Genomic DNA, 17,644 nt, shown 5'->3' on the forward strand with positions numbered 1-17,644 from the left:
AGACGATGAGACAGACATGGCGGTGGTTCGGGCCTCGGGACCTCACCTCGATCGACGACATGCGACAGGCGGGCGTCGAGGCTGTGGTCAGCGCGCTTCATCACGTCCCGACCGGCGCCGTCTGGACCTCGGATGAAATCGAAAGGCGCCAGGATGAAATCGGCCGGAGGAAGGATGGCTCGCCGTCCGGCCTTGCCTGGGAGGTCGTCGAGAGCCTACCCGTCTCCGAAGACATCAAGAAGCAGAAGGGCGACTGGCGCGGCCATGTCGCCAACTACAAGCAGAGCCTTGAAAACCTCGCCGTGCGCGGACTTCACACGATCTGCTACAACTTCATGCCGGTGCTCGACTGGACCCGCACGGACCTCGTCTACCGGGTCGATCATGGCGGCACCTGTATGCGATTCGACCTGATCGACTTCGCAGCCTTCGACATCCACATTCTGGGGCGCAAGGGCGCCGCCGAAAGCTTCGGCCGCGAGGTCGCGGAAGCTGCCGACGCGCGTTTTGCGGCAATGAGCGAGGCGCGCAAGGCGGAACTCGCCTCCAATGTGACGGCGGGCCTGCCGGGGTCGACCGAAAGCATGTCGACGCACGACGTGCTGCACCATATCGGCGAATATGACGCCATTGACGCCGATCGCCTGCGGGGCAATTTCGTCGCGTTCCTCGAAGAGGTCACGCCGGTCGCGGAGAAGCTGGGGATGCGGCTGTGCTGCCACCCGGACGACCCGCCCTTCCCGCTTCTCGGCCTGCCGCGCATCATGTCCACCGCCGACGACTACCGGCACGTTCTGGAAGCCGTCGATTCGCCCGCCAGCGGCATGACCTTGTGTTCCGGCTCGCTCGGCGCACGCGCCGACAACGACCTGCCGGCGATCATGCGCGAATTCGCTTCGCGCGTGCATTTCCTGCATCTGCGCAATGTCACGATCGAGACACCGGGCACGCCGGCCTCCTTCCACGAGGCTGAGCATCTGGGCGGCAATACGGACATGGTCGCGCTGATCGCCGAGATCGTGAAGGAAGAAGCGCGCCGCAAAACCGAAGGCCGCGCCGACCATCAGATCCCGATGCGTCCCGACCACGGGCAGGACATCATCGACGACCTGACCCGAAAGGGGCAGCCGGGCTATCCCACGATCGGGCGCCTGAAGGGCCTTGCCGAACTGCGCGGGATCATGACCGCGCTGACCCACCCGCTCGTCCGGTTGCAGCCATGAGCGCGCGGCTCGACGCATCCGCACGACTTGCCGCCGATGTGGCACTTCCTGCCTATGTGCCCGAAGACCATGGCTGCGGGATCGTCCATATCGGCATCCGTGCGTTCCACAAGGCACACCAGGCCATCTATACCGATACCGCGCTCGGCCTTGACGGCGGCGACTGGCGCATCCTGGGCGTCAGCCTGCGCAGCCGGGAGGCGGCAACGGGGCTCAATCCGCAGGACGGCCGCTTCCTGCTCTTAACGCGCGGCGCGGATGGCGACCATGCCCGCCTGATCGGCAGCATCGCGCATGTGCTGGTCGCCCCCGACGCACCGGACGCGGTGATCGCGGCCATCGCCGATCCGGCGACCCGGATCGTGACCGTCACGGTCACGGAAAAAGCCTACGGCATCGACCGGTCGACGGGTGGACTGGATCTGACGCACGAAGCCATCGCCCATGATCTCGACGCGCCCGATGCGCCACGTGGCGTGATCGGCTTTCTCGTCGCCGGTCTCGCGCGCCGCCGCGCGACGAATGCCGGCCCGCTGACGATCCTGTGTTGCGACAACCTGCCGGAGAACGGCCACATGCTGTCGCGCCTCGTCGACGCGTTCGCACGGCGCGTCGACCCGGCGCTCCCCGCCTGGATCGATGCCAATATCCGTTTCCCCTCCTCCATGGTCGACAGGATCACCCCGGCCCCGACCGACCGCACCCTTGCCGACGCCGACCGCATGTCCGGCCTGCGCGACGACGCGGCCGTCGAGACCGAGCCGTTCTCGCAATGGATCATCGAGGATGACTTCGCCGCCGGACGGCCGGCATGGGAAAAGGCCGGCGCACTCTTCGTCGCGTCGGTCTCCCCTTACGAGAAGATGAAGTTGCGGATGCTGAACGGCGCACATTCGCTGATCGCCTATGCCGGTTTCCTGGCCGGTCATGAAACCGTTGCCGATGCGATGCAGGACAGGGGGCTCACGCGCATCGTCGGGCGCCAGATGGAGGCCGCGGCCGCCACCCTGCCGCCCGTTCCAGGCATCGATCTTCGCGCCTATCGCGACGAACTTCTGGCCCGTTTTTCCAATCCGGCCATTCGCCACCTGACCTACCAGATCGCCATGGACGGCACCGAAAAGCTGCCGCAGCGCATCGCATCGCCGCTGGTTGAAACCCTGGAAAACGGCGACGCAGATGCTTTCGCCTTCGCCATCGCCGCGTGGATGCGCTACTGCATGGGGATCGACGAAACCGGCGCCGCCTATGCGTTGCGCGACCCGAAGGAGACGCTGATCGCGCAAGCCGCGAAGGATGCCCGGCGCGCGCCTGAACGGCTCTTCGCGAATCTGACGGCGATACCGGGCGTTTTCCCGGCCGTGATCCGTGCCGATTCCGCGCTGCGGACATCGGTCATTACGCATCTCTCGACGATGCTCGACCGTGGAATGACCGGCGCCATCGAAGCCGCCGCGCAAGCGCGCACATGATGGGGAGCCCAACCATGCAAAAGAGCTTCCTTGCGATCGGCGAAGCGATGATCGAGATGTCGGCCGGCACCGATGGGCAATGGCGCATGGGCTTTGCCGGCGATACGCTGAACACCGCCTGGTATGCGCGCGCGCTTCTCGGCCCCTCATGGACGGTCGGCTATCTCACCAGGCTCGGCGCCGACCGCTATTCCAACGCCATGCGGGCCTTCATCGAGAAAAGCGGCATCGACACGCGCCATATCGGAACGGTGGAGGACCGGCGGCCCGGCCTCTACTTCATTCACCAGCAAGATGGCGACCGGCGTTTCACCTATTGGCGCGACATGGCAGCGGCGAGGCTCCTGGCCGAGGATCGAGCCACGCTCGACGCGGCGCTTTCGACGGCCGGCATGATCTATTTTTCAGGCATCACGCTGGCGATTTTGAGCCCTGCGCATCGCGTCACGCTCCTGGCTGCCCTGAAAGCCGCCCGCGCCAGGGGCGCGACCATCGTCTTCGACCCGAACATCCGGCCCCGGCTGTGGTCGGACGCCGCCGAAATGCGCGACGCGCTGACGACCGCAGCGCGCGTCTGCGACATCGTCCTGCCGACCTTCGGCGACGAAAAATCCTTGTTCGGCGACGCCGATCCCGCCGCGACGGCGGATCGCTATGGCGGCCTGGGCGCAACGGAGATCGTCGTCAAGAACGGGCAGGAACCGGCTGTGGCCAAATGGCCCGGCGGCGCGGTCGAGGTTCCCGCGCGTCCCGTTGCGGCGGTCGTGGATGCGACGGGAGCGGGCGACAGCTTCAATGCGGGCTATCTGGCTGCACGGCTCGAAGGCCGCGATCATCGGGAAGCATTGACGGCCGCGCACCGTATCGCGGCAACCTGCCTCGGCCACCACGGAGCGCTCGCCCCGCGCGATGCGCTGTAACATGTCCGGGAGCGCACTCTTTGCGTGCGGTGAGGCCCATTTGCTGTCATGTCGGAAAAGCGGCGTGCCATGATATGGAGCGCAGCCAGGAGGATCGGGATGTCCCCGATGATTGGGTTATACCTTATCCGACCTTGATGTCGTACCCTGATCTTCGCATGTATCCATGCCACATTTGACAGCTTCAAGCGATCGCAGCAGTCTAAGTCCCAATCAATCGGTCGCGACTTTCATCATGTCCAATGCACTGCGCATCGCCAGGGGCCGTTTCGGCCGAGTAGCACTCCTCGACATGGACAGACCTTTGGTACGCCACGCACACCCACACTGCCATGTGCTGTTGAAGGTCGAAGGGGCGGACACGCAGTTTTTCGTGCGGGATCGCACCGTTCCCCTGACCCATGAAACTGCCGTGTTGATCAACGCCTGGGAACCGCACGCCTACGACCATGATCTGGCACGGCCGAAAACGGTGATCCTGGCGCTCTACATCGAACCCCAATGGCTGAAACATTTCCGCAAGAACTGGGGCGCCAGCCATGCGCCGGATTTTTTCGAGGCGGCGGTTGGCTCGATCACCCCGGATATCAGGCGGCTATCCCGCGAACTGGCCGAGGCGATGGTCCATGCGCCGAACGCTGCCGCGCTGCATGAGGACATACTCGGCCGGCTGATGATCACTGTCATCGAGCGGTTTACCGCCTGGCGCAACGTGCCTCAGTCGATCAGCGCGATGGCTGCGCGCGACCCGTCCGATTTTCGCATCCGCAAGGCGGTCATGCTGATGAAGGAGAGCCCCGGCACGATCCCCGACATGGACACGTTGGCGGCCGATGTGGGCATGTCGCGGGCGCATTTCTTCCGACAGTTCGAAAGCGTCATGCGCGTCAGCCCCCGTGTCTATCTTAACGTTCAACGGCTCGAACGCGCCGTGAGCGCCGTCTCGGACGGAGAAGAGACCTTCGCCGACATCGGCGAGCGGCTTGGCTTTTCGGTCCCGGCGCATTTCTCGCGTTTCTTCCACGATCACGCCGGATCGTCGCCGAGCGTGTTCCGCTCCGTGACGCGTCTCGCTGGGACGCATTATGAGACTTCTCGGTAAGGCATGAGACACGTCGGTATCGCCGGTTAGGCTCAACAACTGTTTCCTTCCATGAATGGTGCTGCTTCCAACGCACGCGCCAGGGAGGAAACGCCATGAACGAGCAGACGGGGCCGAAAAGTCTCGTCGGACAGTCCGTCGAACGCGTGGAAGATGCGAGCCTGCTCAAAGGCCGCGGGCGCTTCATCGACGATCTTCCGACGCGCCGTGATACTGCGCATACCGCATTCCTGCGCTCGCCCCACGCCCATGCCGAAATCCGCGCCATCGATACCGACAAGGCCAAGGCTCATCCCGGTGTTTATGCGGTGCTGACCGGTGAAGAGGTCGCAAATCTGACCAACAGCCTCGTCGTCGGCGTCAAGGCCGATGTCGAATGCTGGCCGATGGCGCGCGACCGCGTCCGCTATGTCGGCGAGCCGGTCGTGCTGGTGGTGGCGGAAAGCCGCTATGTCGCCGAAGACGCGCTGGACCTGGTGGAGGTCACCTACGAGACGTTGCCGCCGGTAATCGACCCGCGTGCGGCTCTGCTCGACGACGCGCCGGTGCTTCATCCCTCGCTCGGAACGAACCTGATCAACGAACGCGCATTCCGCTACGGCGACCCGGAAGCTGCTTTCGCAGCCGCCGCCCACCGGATCGCCATCACCACCGCTTATCCGCGCAATTCCTGCACGCCGATCGAGACCTATGGCGTGATCGCCGAATACGACCCTGGCGAAGACGCCTACGACGTCACCGCGAACTTCCAGGGGCCTTTCTCCATCCATGCCGTTCTCTCGCGCGCGCTCAAAGTGCCGGGCAACCGAATGCGGCTTCGTACCCCGCCGGATTCCGGCGGTTCCTTCGGCGTCAAGCAGGGCGTCTTTCCCTATGTCGTGCTCGTCGCCATCGCCGCGCGCGTCGCCGATCGGCCGGTCAAGTGGATCGAGGATCGTCTGGAGCATCTGACTGCGTCCGTCTCGGCAACCAACCGGATGACGACGCTGGAAGCGGCGGTGGAATCCGATGGGCGGATCACGGCGCTTTCCTGGGACCAGATCGAGGATTGCGGCGCGCATCTGCGGGCACCCGAGCCGGCGACGCTCTACCGTATGCACGGCAACATGACCGGCGCCTACGCGATCGACAACGTCGCCATCCGCAATCGGGTCGTTCTGACTAACAAGACACCGACCGGTCTCAACAGGGGCTTCGGCGGCCCTCAGATCTATTTTCCGCTGGAGCGACTCGTCCACAAGATCGCCGACGAACTGCGGCTCGACCGGCTTGACGTGATCCGCAAGAACCTGGTGCCCGGCAATGCCTTTCCCTATCGCACCGCGACCGGCGCGCTTCTGGATTCAGGCGATTACGAAGCCGCACTCGACCGCGCCGTCACCGAGGGCGGGCTCGGCGAACTGATCACCCGGCGCGACGCGGTCCGCGCCGAAGGGCGGCTCTACGGCATTGGCTTCACCGCGGCGGTGGAGCCAAGCGTCTCGAACATGGGCTACATCACCACCGTCTTGACGCCGGAGGCACGCGCCAAGGCCGGGCCGAAGAACGGCGCGCAGGCTGTTGCGACGGTCGGGATCGATCCACTCGGCTCCGTCACCGTCAAGGTCGCATCGGTGCCGCAGGGGCAAGGCCACCGCACGGTACTCGCGCAGGTCGTCGCCGACCGGCTGGGACTGCCGCTCAGCGCCGTGCGGGTCAATACCGAGCTCGACACCAACCGGGATGCCTGGTCGATCGCATCGGGCAATTATGCAAGCCGCTTCGCCCCGGCCGTCGCCGGAACCGCCAAACTCGCGGCAGATCGGCTGCGCGGGCGGCTGGCGACCATTGCCGCAGTTCAGCTCAACGTCACCGCCGATCAGGTCGAATTCGCCGACGGCAAGGTGTTCGACCGAGGTAACCCCGACAATTCCGTTTCGTTCGCGCGTGTTGCCGCGGCCAGCCACTGGGCGCCGGGCACCCTGCCGGAAGGCACCGACCAGACCATCCGCGAGACGGTATTCTGGACGCCCGATGAACTGGCCGCGCCGACGCCGCAGGACGAAATCAATTCGTCGCTCTGCCACGGTTTCATCTTCGATTTCTGCGGCGTGGAAATCGACCGCGATACCGGCATGGTGCGTATCGACCGATACGTGACCATGCATGATTGCGGCACGATCCTTCATCCGGGCATGGTGGATGGCCAGGTGCGCGGCGGTTTTGCCCAGGCGCTGGGTGCCGCGCTTTACGAAGAATATGCCTATGGCGCGGACGGGGCTTTCCTGACCGGCACGCTCGCCGACTATCTGATCCCGACCGTGATGGAGACGCCGGAGCCGGTCATCCTTCATTTCGAGAGCCCGTCGCCCTTCACCCCGCTCGGGGCAAAAGGTGTCGGCGAAGGCAACTGCATGTCGACGCCGGTCTGCATCGCCAACGCCATCGCCGATGCGACCAGTGTCGAGGACCTGACGCTGCCGCTCTCCCCAAGCAAGATTTCAGCACTGATCCACGCCGAGGAAAAACCTTCGGCAAGGCCGAAACGCGACGTCAAGCCGATTAAGGCGCGCCCGGGCGAGCGGGCGCTTTCTGGCGAAGGGTCCGCTGAGGTGTCCGCCTCGCGCGAAGAGATTTGGGCGATGCTGCTCGACCCCAGGACGCTGGAAGCGATCATTCCTGGCGCCCACAAGGTCGAAAAGATCTCCGACACCCAGTTCCGCGCCGACGTCACGTTGGGCGTCGGTCCAGTCAAGGGACTCTATCGGGCCGACATCACGCTGTCAGACATGGTCGAACCGGAAGCGGTGACTCTTTCCGGCGGCACGGAAGGGGCGCTCGGGTCTGGGAGAGGACAGGGCCGCATCACGCTTACCAAGACAGAGACTGGCACCCGGGTCTCCTACAGATACGAGGCCGGCATAGGCGGCAAGGTGGCTTCCGTTGGCGGGCGCCTGCTCGATGGCGCGGCGCGGGTGGTCATCGGCCAGTTCTTCCAGTCGCTCGCCCGGTATGCCGGGCGCGGCCAGGCCGCCGCGACCGTTTCGCCCGGAATCTTGACCCGACTTCGATCGCTTCTGGGGAGGCGTGCATGAAGCCGGCAGCTTTCGACTACCTTCAGGCCGCAACTCTCGACGAGGCCCTGGACCTGCTGCACGAGGCGGGCGGCGATGCCCGTGTCATCGCCGGCGGCCAGTCGCTGGTGCCTATGCTCAACATGCGTCTCGCCCGGCCAGCGGTTCTCGTCGACATCATGCGTATCGATGATCTGCGCAAGATCGAGGCCGAAGGCAACGACATCATGATCGGCGCCGGCGTGCGTCAGGCCCAGCTCGAAGCCTGGCCTGACCTTTCCGCCCGGCTGCCGCTCGTAGCGATGGCCTTGCCCTGGATCGGCCATGTCCAGACCCGCGCGCGGGGCACGGTCTGCGGCTCGCTCGCCCATGCCGATCCAAGTGCGGAGCTGCCGCTGTCGCTGATCGCGCTTCAAGGCAACCTGCACCTGCGCACGAAACGCAAGCGGCGCACGGTCGCCGCCGACGATTTCTTCCTTGGCATGATGGCGACCGAACTGGGCGAGGGCGAGATGATCGAAGCGGTGTCGCTTCCCTCCCGCAGCGAGGGCACAGGCTACGGCTTCAACGAGATCGGGCGGCGGCACGGCGATTTCGCCATCACGGCGGTGGCGGCAGTCGTCACTGAGCGATCCGCATCGATTGCCATTGCCGGCGTGGACGACCGCCCCCGGCGGTTCGACGTGCCGTTGCCGAGCGACCCCGGCCTGGACGATGCGCTGAACGAAATCGCCTGGGACCTCAACGCCCGCGACGACATCCACGCCTCGGCCCGATATCGCCGCGAACTCGTCAGGCGTCTGGGCCGCCGGACCATCGAGGAGGCTGCCGCATGTCTCGTCTGAAAGCCCATCAGAAAAAGACCGTTACCTTCCGGCTCAACGGCCTTCCCGTCAGGGCCGACGCGGAAAGCCGGACGCTTCTGAGCGATTTTATCCGCCACGAGATCGGCATGACCGGCACGCATGTCGGCTGTGAGCACGGTGTCTGCGGCGCGTGCACGATCCAGGTCGACGGCGCACCGGCGCGCGCCTGCCTGATGCTCGCCGTTCAGGCCGAAGGAACCGACATCCGCACCGTCGAAGCGCTTTCGCCCGGTGACGATCGGCTGTCGGCGCTTCAGGCCGCGTTCAAACGCCATCACGGCCTGCAATGCGGCTTCTGCACGCCCGGCATCTTGATGTCGCTCGATGCACTGATCGGTGCACGGCCCGACGCAGGACGCGAGGAGGTGCGCGACCATCTTTCCGGTCACCTGTGCCGGTGCACCGGCTACGCGACAATCGTGGAAGCCGCCCTTTCGGCCCTCGATGACATCCGCAGGGAGGATAATGACAATGTTTGATTTGGGAACGAGTTTCGCAGCGAGCGTGGATCGCGATCCACATGCGCTCGCCATCGTGGACGGCGGCACGCGCCTGACTTATGGCGCATGGTACGAGCGCATTTCGGCGCTTGTCTCCGGCCTTGAAGAGATGGGACTGGGGCGTGGCGACCACGTTCTGACGGCGATGCAGAACCGCTGGGAGAACGCCTCGCTTCACTGGGCGTGCCAGTTCCTTGGCATTATCGTCACGCCTTTGAACTGGCGCGCCAAGGCCGACGAAGTGGATCACGCCATCGCCGATTCCGGCGCCAAGGCCGTGTTCTACGAGGACGTGACCGAAGAAGCCGTGGCCACCTCGGCCGAAGCTGCCGGCCTCGTCAGGAAATCGGCCACCGAACTTGCGACAATGATGCAGGCGGAAGCGCCGCTCGCCTTGCCGCAAGCATCGGCCGACGACTGGTCGCTGATGCTCTACACCTCCGGCACCACGTCCCGGCCGAAGGGTGTGCCGCGCCGCCATCGCGCCGAACGCGCCGGAGCCCTCGCTCATGTGGCGCAGAACCTTTACCGCCATGGCGAACGCACGCTCGGCGTCATGCCGCTCTATCACACGATGGGGGTTCGCTCGCTGATCGCATCCTCGCTGATCGGCGGCGCGTTCATCTGCCTGCCGCGCTTCGACGCCGGCAAGGCGATCGACCTGATCGAGGCCGAAGGGATAACCAATCTCTACCTCGTGCCGACGCTCTATCACGACGTCGTCCACCATGAGAATTTCTCCCCCGAGCGCGTCAAGTCGGTGACCAAGCTGGGCTATGCCGGCGCATCGATGACGGATGGGCTGCTGCGCAAGCTCGACGACGCCTTCAAGCCGGAACTGTTCGTGAACCATTACGGCTCCTCCGAGATCTACACGTTCAGCATCGATCAGAAGGCGGCCTTAAAGCCCGGATCGGCAGGACGCGCCGGCATCAACCAGATGATCCGGGTCGCGAAGCTGAACGCGGCAAGCCCCGATGAACTGGCAGAGACCGGCGAGGAAGGCGAGATCATCGCACTCGCCAAAAGCGACGAGGCGTTCGAAGGCTACTGGAACCGGCCCGAGGCGACACAGAAGGCCCTGCGCAACGGCTGGTATTTCACCGGCGACACCGGCTTTTTCGACAAGGATGGCGACCTGTTCGTCACGGGTCGCGCCGATGACATGATCATCACCGGCGGCGAGAACGTCTCGCCGGTCGAGGTGGAAAGCTGCCTGTCGCTGCATGACAACGTCGCCGAGGTTGCCGTGGTCGGCCTCCCCGACCAGCGCTGGGGCAAGATCGTCACCGCCTTCGTCAAGCGCCGCGGCGACGTGACGGCTGAAGAGCTCGACCAGCACTGCAAGACCTCGGGCCTCGCCAATTTCCGCCGGCCCCGCCGCATCGTCTTCGTCGAGGACATTCCCAAGTCGCCCGTCGGCAAGATCCTGCGCCGATTGCTCGTCGCCGGCGACTACCGCGAGGAACAACGCGCCCCGAAAATCACGAAGCACACCGCCTGATGAACAGAAGGACTTCCGACATGGCAGAAAAAGCCACTTTCGACGACAAGCGTCTCGCAGACCTCGACGGCTTTACCGTCGTCATCGACCCTGAGCGTCAACGAGCCGACATCACGCTGGACCGCCCGCCCTATAACGTCGTCTCGATGATGGCGCGCGACCAGCTTCGCCTCGTCTTCGAATCGCTCGAAGAAGACGATCGCGTGCGTATTATCGTCGTCACCGGCGCAGGCGATCATTTCTCCTCCGGCGGCAACATCAAGGGCTTCCTCGAGGCGAGCCCGGAGCACGTCTCAAAGCTCGCCTGGAACATCGCCGCGCCCGCACGCTGTTCCAAGCCGGTGATTGCGGCCAATCGCGGCTATTGCTTCGGGGTCGGCTTCGAACTGTCGCTCGCCTGCGACTTCCGCATCGCGACCGATACCACGCGCTATGCCTTGCCCGAGCAGAAGCTCGGCCAGATTCCCGGCTCGGGCGGTTCGGCCCGCCTCCAGAAGATGGTCGGCGTCACACGCACCAAGAACATCGTCATGCGCTCCATGCGCATCACCGGACAGCAGGCCTATGACTGGGGCATCGCCTCCGACGTCGTCGCCGACGCCGATCTGGAGAAGGCCGTCGATGCCCTGGTCGAAGAACTGCTCGCTTTCTCGCCGATCGCCCAGCGCACTGCCAAGAAGCTTCTCAACGACACCGACGATGCGCTGCTCAGCACCGCGATCGAACTGGAGGGGCACTGCTACAGCCGCCTCCGCCAGTCCGACGATTTTCGCGAAGGGGTCAACGCCTTCCACGAAAAACGCGCTGCCGTGTTCGTCGGCCGCTGACACCGAGGCCAGACCCGCAGAGGTCTGGCCTTTCTTGATTTTGCCGCGAGAGGGGCGGCCACAATGGGAGGAAATTCATGACCACGGACGCTAAACGCATCATCGAACCGGCACCCGGATTTGCCTCAGGCTTGCGGGACCTGCCGAAGCATATCAACGTCAAGTCATGCAGCGCCGGCCTGGTCGCCGCTATCTTCGGCTGTTCCGGCCCGGCCCTGATCGTGATCGGCGCAGCCAACGATGGCGGCCTAACAAATGGCCAGACTGTTGCATGGCTGTTTGCGATATATTTTCTAGGTGGGCTCATCAGCCTGTTTCTGGCGCTGAGATACAAGCAGCCCATCACCGGCGCCTACTCGATCCCCGGAGCGGCGCTGGTTGCTGGCTCGCTCGCCACCTTCTCCTTCGACCAGGCGGTCGGCGCCTTCATCATGGCCGGGGCAATCGTGCTCTTTCTCGGTGTGTCGGGCCTTGTCGGCAAGGTGATGCGCTGGATACCGATGCCGATCGTCATGGCCATGATTGCAGGGGCGTTGATGCGGTTCGCGACGGGCGCGGTCGGCTCGCTTGGGACCGCACCGCTCATCGCGGGCGCGGCCATCATCGCCTTCTTCGTCTCAATGCGAATGACAAAGACGATCCCGCCTGTGCTCGCGGCACTGATTGCCGGCCTGATCGCGGCTTTCGCAACCGGTTCGATTGGTGGAGCCGGAACCGATATCGCGTTTGTGTTTCCCCAGTTCACTGCCCCCACCTTCACGATCGACGCTTTCCTTGCGATCTCTGTTCCGCTGGCACTGCTCGTCATCGGTGCAGAGAATGCTCAGGCGACGGGCGTGCTCATGGCCGAAGGCTACAAGCCGCCTATCAATATGATGACGGTGATATCGGGCGTCGGCGGTGTCGCAGCAGGCCTTCTGGGCGGGCACAATGCCAACATCGCCGGTCCAATGACCGCTATCTGCTCCTCCGAGCAGGCAGGTGAGAACAAGGAAGGACGCTACGCCGCCACCGTCGTGAATGGTGTTCTGTTCGGCACCTTCGGCATTGTCGCAGGAGTCGCCGTGCCGATCGTAATGTCCCTGCCTGGCGCATTGATCGGTACGGTTGCTGGGCTGGCGATGATCGGGGTGCTTCTTGCCGCGCTTCAGAACGCATTTGGACGGTCGCTGGGCAACCAGACCGGCGCATTTGTGGCGCTTGCCGTGTCGCTTTCCAACATCTCGTTATTGGGGATCAGCGCTCCCTTCTGGGCTCTCGTGGCTGGCGTAGCCGTCTCCGCCGTCGTTGAACGACACGCGTTGACAGCGACAAGAGATGAGAGTGCAGCACGCACCAGCTAAGGCGTCTCGTGTCCTATTGCGTCTGGCCGATTGGGCCAGACGCAGGTTTCTGCAAATATGCGAAACTGCGCTAAGTCTTTGAAAGGATGGTGGGCGTGACAGGGATTGAACCTGTGACCCCTACGATGTCAACGTAGTGCTCTCCCGCTGAGCTACACGCCCATCCGACGAGGCGCATACACCATAGAAGCCGGCACATCGTCAATAGGTTTCGGGAGCCAAAATGCGGCGCCCGCGCCTGACGCAGCGCAAGGCGGTCAGGCGGCCTGCAACATCTTCTCGACCTCATTGACGAGATCGCGCAGATGGAAGGGCTTCGACAGGACCTTGGCGTCCTTCGGCGCCTTGGAATCGGGATTGAGCGCAACCGCGGCGAAGCCGGTGATGAACATCACCTTCAAATCGGGATCGATCTCGGTCGCGCGGCGCGCCAGTTCGATGCCGTCCATCTCGGGCATCACGATGTCGGTCAGCAGCAGCGAGAACGGCTCCTCGCGCAGCCGCTCATAGGCGCTCGCCCCATTGTCGTAGTCGATCACGTCATAGCCGGCGCGTTCCAGCGCCTTGACGAGGAAGCGACGCATGTCCTCATCGTCTTCCGCGAGCAGAATTCTTGCCATATGAGCGTCCGGAACCCTTTTCTCGAACCGGCACGAAAGCCGATTCACCCTCTCGATCGTATATGCCTTCGACATGGTAAATATCAAGTGAATGGCGTCTTTGCGGCCCGCCGCGTCACGGCTGGACAGGACGCGGCCGCAGTGGCACATCAGGCATCAGGAAGGACGTGCGAGCGCGAAAAGGCGTCAATGACCGAACATCCCGATTTTTCCACGTCTGCGCCTTTCGAAGTCGCGCGGCCCGAGCGCCAGACGGTCCCCTTCGTCTTCAACTCTCCGCATAGCGGCTCGGCCTATCCGCAGCGCTTCCTCGACATGGCGCGGCTCGACCCGCACGCGATCCGAAGATCGGAAGACTGCTTCGTCGACGACCTCTTCGCCGGTGTGACAACGCTCGGAGCGCCGCTCCTCAAGGCGAATTTTCCGCGCGCCTATCTCGACGTGAACCGCGAGCCCTGGGAACTCGATCCGCGCATGTTCGCAAGCCCCCTGCCCCCCTATGCGAACACGCGCTCGGCGCGCGTGGCGGGCGGACTCGGCACCATTCCCCGCCTTGTCGGCGAGGGGCAGGAAATCTATGGATCCAAACTGCCGCTGGAAGAGGCGGTCGGCCGAATCGAGCGCATCTACAAGCCCTATCACGACCAGTTGCGCGCCCTGATAAGCGCGACACACAGGGCGTTCGGCGTCGCCGTCCTCATCGATTGCCACTCGATGCCGGCGACGATCCGCCTGCCCGAGACGCGCATCCGTCCCGACTTCATCATCGGCGACCGCTTCGGCATGTCGTGCCGCTCCGACCTGTCGGAGGCGGCGATCGCGCACCTGGCCAGTCGCGGCTACATGGTCGCCCACAACAAGCCCTATGCGGGCGGCTTCATCACCGAGCATTACGGCCGTCCGGCGCGCGGCATCCACGCGCTTCAGATCGAGATCAACCGCAGCCTTTACATGGACGAGGACAAGCTGACGCCGAATGCCGGCTACGACCAGCTTCGCCACGACTTGGCCGAACTCGCCGCCTGCCTGATCGACCTCTTCGCGCCGCCGGCGGAACTGCCCGTCGCGGCCGAATAGCCAAAAAAAAGACCGCCCTTGCGAGCGGTCCGAGTCCAGGGAGGAAACGCCCAAGGAGGGCATTGACGGGCGAGCCCGCCGATATCGAGATTATGCTGCATTGCACAATTGTCAAGCGGGCTGGAAATGCCTATTGCGCGATCGCCGCAATGCGCAGGAGCACCCGATGAGCGTTTCGCCCCAATTCTTCCGCCAACTCGCGGCCGAGGCGGCAAGCCAGACGCTGCCACGCTTTCGCAGGCCGCATCAGGTGGCAAACAAGCTCGCCGGCGGCTTCGATCCCGTAACGGAGGCGGACCGCGAGGCCGAACGGGCGATCCGCGATCTGATCGGCCGCGAATTTCCCGAGCATGGCCTTTTGGGCGAGGAGTTCGGCCCGGAGAAACTCCCCAATCGCCATTGCTGGGTGATCGACCCGATCGACGGCACGCGGGCCTTCATCTCCGGCCTGCCGCTCTGGGGCACGCTGGTCGGACTTCTGGAAGATGGCGATGCCGTCGCCGGCATGATGAGCCAGCCTTTCACCGGCGAGCTCTTCTATGCAGCCGGTGGCGAGGCGCACTACGAAGGTCCGGGCGGGCCGCGAGTGCTCAAAGTGCGGACGACCCGCGACCTGCGCCACGCGACGCTCTGCACGACCACGCCGTCGCTCTTCCTCGACGACGCCCGCAGCAGCTACGACCAGCTCGAGACGGCGGTGCAACTCGCCCGCTACGGCACGGATTGCTACGCCTATTGCATGTTGGCCGCCGGGCAGGTCGATCTCGTGGTCGAAACCGGCCTTCAGTCCTATGACATCGTGGCCTTGATCCCGATCATCGAGGCGGCGGGCGGCGTGGTCACCTCACGCGACGGCGGTCCGGCGGAAGCCGGCGGGTTCGTGGTGGCGGCGGCGACGCCGCAACTGCACGCGGCGGCGCTGGATTTGCTGAACGGCTGACTACCGCGGCAGAACCGTCGTTCCCATCAGATCCCTGTCGATCGCGTGCGCGGCCTGGCGGCCTTCGCGGATCGCCCAGACGACCAGCGACTGGCCGCGGCGGACGTCGCCGGCGATGTAGAGCTTGTCGATATTGCTCCTGTAGTCGACGTCGTTCGCCGTGACATTGCGCGAGCCGCGCTTGTCGGTGACGGTGGCGAGGCGCTCGCCGAGCTGATCGGTCAGGCCGCCCACCAGCGGGCCGGCGAAGCCGATGGCGATGAAGGCGAGATCGGCCTTGATGACGAATTCGGTTCCGGCGATCGGCTTGCGCTTCTCGTCGACCTCGCAGCACTTGACGCCGGTAAGGTTGCCGTCCTCGTCGCCGACGAATTCGAGCGTCGCGACCTGGAACTCGCGGTCGGCGCCCTCGGCCTGGCTGGACGAGGTGCGCATCTTGGTCGCCCAGTAGGGCCAGACGGTCAGCTTGTCTTCCTTCTCGGGCGGCTGCGGGCGGATGTCGAGCTGGGTGACGCGCACCGCGCCCTGGCGGAACGACGTGCCGACGCAGTCCGACGCCGTATCGCCGCCGCCGACGACGACGACATGCTTGCCCCCTGCGAGAATGGGGGCGGCCGGCCAGGCGCGCGACTGGATGTCCTCGCCGCCGACACGCCGGTTCTGCTGGACGAGATAGGGCATCGCGTCATGGACGCCGTGGAACTGGCGGCCGGGAATGCCGGCCGGGCGCGGATTTTCCGAGCCGCCGCAGTAGAGCACCGCGTCGAACTCCGCCGCCAGTTCGTCGAGCGTCCTGTCGGTGCCGATGTCGACGCCGCAATGGAAGGTGACGCCCTCGCCCTGCATCTGCTCGACGCGCGCGTCGATATACTTCTTCTCGATCTTGAAATCGGGAATGCCGTAGCGCATCAATCCGCCGGGCTTGGATTCGCGCTCGAAGACGTGGACGTCATGGCCGACCCGGCCGAGCTGCTGGGCAGCGGCCATGCCGGCCGGACCGGAGCCGATGATCGCGACCCGCTTGCCGGTCTTTTGCGAGGCCGGTTGCGGACGGATCAGGCCCTTCTCATACGCCTTGTCGGCGATCGCCTGCTCGACCGTCTTGATGGCGACGGGGATGTCTTCCAGATTCAGCGTGCAGGCTTCCTCGCAGGGCGCGGGGCAGATGCGGCCGGTCCATTCGGGGAAGTTGTTGGTCGAGTGCAGGTTGCGGATCGCCCCGTCCCAGTCCTTCTGATAGACGAGGTCGTTCCAATCCGGGATCTGGTTGTGGACGGGACAGCCGGTCGGCCCGTGACAGAACGGGATGCCGCAATCCATGCAGCGCGCGGCCTGTTTCTCGACCTCCGGCTCCGACATCGGAAGCGTGAACTCCCGGAAATGGCGGATGCGGTCCGACGCCGGCTGGTACTTGTGAACCTGCCGGTCGATTTCGAGAAAGCCTGTTACCTTGCCCATTTCAGTTCCTACTCACGTTCCGCGGCCGTATTCCGCAGCCAGTTTTCAATCTTCAGTCCCGGCACGCGCGAAAACTCTCCTACGTTGGCCGTAACTAGTGTCGCATCTATCGCGAGAGCGTGAGCGGCGATGAACAGATCGTTTGGACCGATAGGTCGTCCCTGCTTCTTGAAGCCTGCGCGCAGCACGCCGTAATGGCGATCCGCAGGAGCTTTGAGAGGCAGTATTTGCATCGTACCGAGCAACCTTCGCATCCGCGTTGTCAGGCGCTCGCTCAATTTCTGTTCCAGACCGAACTCGATCTCAGCGCTGACGACGACGCTTATCGCAACATTGTCCATTCCTACTTCCGCGATCTTGCACGCCACGCGGCCTTTCGGATCCGCGACAAGTTCAGATACCGCATTCGTATCGAGCATGTAGAACGTCATAATTTGACGTCATCAAGCGGAAGCAAATCCTCGTCCGTGATCTCCGGCATCCAATCAGCCTCAGGTAGCGGCTCCATGCTCTCAAGTAACTCCAGCAACGTCTGTTTGCGTGCTACGGGCTCCAGCAGCAGTTTCCCGTTGCCCGCAGACGTAATGAGCACCTCGTCTCCCTCGAACTCGAATTCTTTCGGGATGCGAACGGCCTGGCTGCGACCGTTACGAAACAGACTTGCCTTCCGGATTTCCCTGTCATGCGCATTCATTGTGTGCCTCCCATTCTTGGCATATGCCAAGACATATGCCAAAAG

At 64.2% G+C, this 17,644-nt stretch carries 16 protein-coding genes and 1 tRNA gene; 12 read left to right on the forward strand and 5 right to left on the reverse strand.

The genetic code is table 11. From position 1 onward, the window contains the following. Positions 1–5: 5 nt before the first annotated feature. The 10 genes from uxuA (at position 6) to PZ895_RS18770 (ending at position 12,810) form a co-directional block, all read left to right on the forward strand. Positions 6–1,223 (forward strand): mannonate dehydratase, encoded by a 1,218-nt coding sequence (gene uxuA, locus PZ895_RS18725; RefSeq protein ID WP_275840499.1) that lies wholly within the window; start codon positions 6–8, stop codon positions 1,221–1,223. Then, positions 1,220–2,695 (forward strand): mannitol dehydrogenase family protein, encoded by a 1,476-nt coding sequence (locus PZ895_RS18730; protein ID WP_275840500.1) that lies wholly within the window; start codon positions 1,220–1,222, stop codon positions 2,693–2,695. Before uxuA ends, PZ895_RS18730 begins: the two co-directional genes overlap by 4 nt. 14 nt (positions 2,696–2,709) lie before the next feature. Beyond that, positions 2,710–3,615, forward strand: coding sequence for a sugar kinase (locus PZ895_RS18735; protein WP_275840501.1), 906 nt, complete (start codon positions 2,710–2,712; stop codon positions 3,613–3,615). A 235-nt stretch (positions 3,616–3,850) separates the two neighbouring features. After that, positions 3,851–4,717: an AraC family transcriptional regulator gene (locus PZ895_RS18740; RefSeq protein ID WP_275840502.1), complete on the forward strand. Its 867-nt coding sequence runs from the start codon at positions 3,851–3,853 to the stop codon at positions 4,715–4,717. 95 nt (positions 4,718–4,812) lie between these two features. Further along, positions 4,813–7,791, forward strand: coding sequence for a molybdopterin cofactor-binding domain-containing protein (locus PZ895_RS18745; protein ID WP_275840503.1), 2,979 nt, complete (start codon positions 4,813–4,815; stop codon positions 7,789–7,791). Then, a complete protein-coding gene (locus PZ895_RS18750; RefSeq protein ID WP_275840504.1) occupies positions 7,788–8,615 on the forward strand; it encodes an FAD binding domain-containing protein in 828 nt (275 codons plus the stop codon). Before PZ895_RS18745 ends, PZ895_RS18750 begins: the two co-directional genes overlap by 4 nt. After that, on the forward strand, positions 8,603–9,115 hold the full coding sequence (locus PZ895_RS18755) for a (2Fe-2S)-binding protein (RefSeq protein ID WP_275840505.1): 513 nt from the start codon (positions 8,603–8,605) through the stop codon (positions 9,113–9,115). Before PZ895_RS18750 ends, PZ895_RS18755 begins: the two co-directional genes overlap by 13 nt. Beyond that, complete coding sequence (locus PZ895_RS18760; RefSeq protein WP_275840506.1) at positions 9,108–10,640, forward strand: AMP-binding protein; 1,533 nt, start codon at positions 9,108–9,110, stop codon at positions 10,638–10,640. The genes PZ895_RS18755 and PZ895_RS18760 overlap by 8 nt, the downstream gene beginning before the upstream one ends. A 20-nt stretch (positions 10,641–10,660) precedes the next feature. Next, on the forward strand, positions 10,661–11,467 hold the full coding sequence (locus tag PZ895_RS18765; protein ID WP_275840507.1) for an enoyl-CoA hydratase-related protein: 807 nt from the start codon (positions 10,661–10,663) through the stop codon (positions 11,465–11,467). A gap of 77 nt (positions 11,468–11,544) precedes the next feature. Beyond that, positions 11,545–12,810, forward strand: coding sequence for a benzoate/H(+) symporter BenE family transporter (locus tag PZ895_RS18770; RefSeq protein WP_275840508.1), 1,266 nt, complete (start codon positions 11,545–11,547; stop codon positions 12,808–12,810). An 87-nt stretch (positions 12,811–12,897) separates the two neighbouring features. On the opposite strand, the gene PZ895_RS18775 is transcribed toward PZ895_RS18770, so the two are convergent. Continuing rightward, a tRNA-Val gene (locus PZ895_RS18775) sits at positions 12,898–12,972 on the reverse strand. Positions 12,973–13,067: 95 nt separating this feature from the next. Beyond that, positions 13,068–13,430 carry a response regulator gene (locus tag PZ895_RS18780; RefSeq protein WP_024587861.1) on the reverse strand — a complete coding sequence of 121 codons (363 nt, stop codon included), beginning with the start codon at positions 13,428–13,430 and terminating at the stop codon, positions 13,068–13,070. A 189-nt stretch (positions 13,431–13,619) separates the two neighbouring features. Between PZ895_RS18780 and PZ895_RS18785 the strand changes: the two genes are divergently transcribed. Beyond that, on the forward strand, positions 13,620–14,507 hold the full coding sequence (locus tag PZ895_RS18785) for an N-formylglutamate amidohydrolase (protein ID WP_275840509.1): 888 nt from the start codon (positions 13,620–13,622) through the stop codon (positions 14,505–14,507). 166 nt (positions 14,508–14,673) lie between these two features. Next, entirely contained in the window at positions 14,674–15,447 is a 774-nt protein-coding gene (gene hisN, locus PZ895_RS18790; protein ID WP_275840510.1) for a histidinol-phosphatase, read from the forward strand. Here hisN and PZ895_RS18795 read toward each other — a convergent pair whose 3' ends face one another. Genes PZ895_RS18795 through PZ895_RS18805 form a run of 3 tightly spaced genes read right to left on the reverse strand, consistent with a single transcriptional unit; the run spans position 15,448 to position 17,599 of the window. Beyond that, positions 15,448–16,905, reverse strand: a complete 1,458-nt coding sequence (locus tag PZ895_RS18795) for a glutamate synthase subunit beta (protein WP_275840511.1) — start codon at positions 16,903–16,905, stop codon at positions 15,448–15,450. A gap of 8 nt (positions 16,906–16,913) precedes the next feature. Next, positions 16,914–17,339, reverse strand: coding sequence for a type II toxin-antitoxin system VapC family toxin (locus PZ895_RS18800; RefSeq protein ID WP_275840603.1), 426 nt, complete (start codon positions 17,337–17,339; stop codon positions 16,914–16,916). Then, the gene (locus PZ895_RS18805) at positions 17,333–17,599 is read right to left on the reverse strand and encodes an AbrB/MazE/SpoVT family DNA-binding domain-containing protein (protein ID WP_275840512.1); all 267 of its coding nucleotides are present in this window, start codon (positions 17,597–17,599) and stop codon (positions 17,333–17,335) included. The genes PZ895_RS18800 and PZ895_RS18805 overlap by 7 nt, the downstream gene beginning before the upstream one ends. Between the last annotated feature and the right edge of the window lie 45 nt (positions 17,600–17,644).

Origin of the sequence: Mesorhizobium sp. YIM 152430 (assembly GCF_029210365.1) — a bacterium.
In the GTDB taxonomy this organism is placed as follows: Bacteria; Pseudomonadota; Alphaproteobacteria; order Rhizobiales; family Rhizobiaceae; genus Aliihoeflea.